Below are 1,082 nucleotides of genomic sequence, written 5' to 3' on the forward strand. Positions count from 1 at the left end.
GTGGGTGGGGGACGGGGTGAGGAGTTCGCGTGCGGTGCGGACCAGGCGGAGACGGGTGTCCGGGCCCCAGACGAGGGCGCGTTCGCGGAGGGTGGCGAGTGCGGTGGGGAGGGCGGTCTCGATGGCCGGGGTGTCGGTGCCGGTTCCGCTTTCGTCGCCTGTCAGCAGGGTGCGGAGCGTTTCGTACGTGGTGGGGTCCTGGGCTACCGCCAAGGCCTGTGCCGTCTGCAGGGTGAACGTGTCCAGGTGCTCCAGGGCGCGGACCACCGAGGCGCGGGTGCCGGCCCTGGTCGCCAGCTGGGTGAGGTCGTTCGGAACCGGGGTGAGCAGGTCGGCGCGCGCCCGCAGCAGGGCGGCCAGCGACGCGTCGTCGCGATGCCGCAGCGCTTCGGCGAGCGTGCGGGGAAGGGCGTCGCCGGACGTGCTCTCGGTCCTCATCCGCCCCACGGTAGTAGGTGCGGAGTAGGTGCGTCCGACGCCGGAGCGCTGACGGGACCAGCGCGGGGCCGCCACGCGCGATACGGTCGGGTGCGCCGGGGGCCGCGATGGCGGCCCGGACGGCGGTAGCACCGTAGTACGGCAGCGGCACGGCACGGCACAGGGGGTCTCGTGGCGATCGAGAGCGACCAGCTCGTCTTTGACTATCTGAGCCGGGTCGGGGACCTCGCCCAGCAGCATCAGCTGCCATCCGGTACGAGGATGCGGCTGGTCACCGAACTGCGGCGGGAGATCGACCGGCGGCGGGGGTCGGCCTCGGGGGACAGTCCCGGTGAGGTGCGGCGCATTCTGGCCGGGATCGGGACGCCTGAGGAGGCGGTCGATCGGGTGGCCGGGGGTGCGTCTGCCGAGGCCGTTGTTCCGGCGCCGCGGGCGGAGGAGCCGAAGGTGAAGCCGCGGCTGCGGGGGATGTCGTTGCCGCGGCCTCGGCGGGGGAAGGATTCGGCTGGGGTGGCCGCGTCTTCTGAGTCTGCTGCGGATACGGCGGATACGGGGGAGTCCGCCCCGGCTACCGCCGCGTCGCCGCCGCATCTCGCGGGTGAGGACGAGTTGGGGCCGTCCGGTGCCGGTGGGGTGGACCCGGA

At 73.7% G+C, this 1,082-nt stretch carries 2 pseudogenes; one reads left to right on the forward strand and one right to left on the reverse strand.

Annotation, left to right across the window (positions count from 1 at the left end):
* A pseudogene (locus U9R90_RS36345) lies at positions 1-438 on the reverse strand (DNA-binding protein); the annotation flags it as partial.
* A gap of 171 nt (positions 439-609) precedes the next feature.
* Here U9R90_RS36345 and U9R90_RS36350 point away from each other — a divergent pair.
* Positions 610-1,082, forward strand: a pseudogene (locus tag U9R90_RS36350) (hypothetical protein); the annotation flags it as partial.

This window comes from Streptomyces sp. E11-3, from assembly GCF_046540415.1.
Classification (GTDB): Bacteria; Actinomycetota; Actinomycetes; order Streptomycetales; family Streptomycetaceae; genus Streptomyces.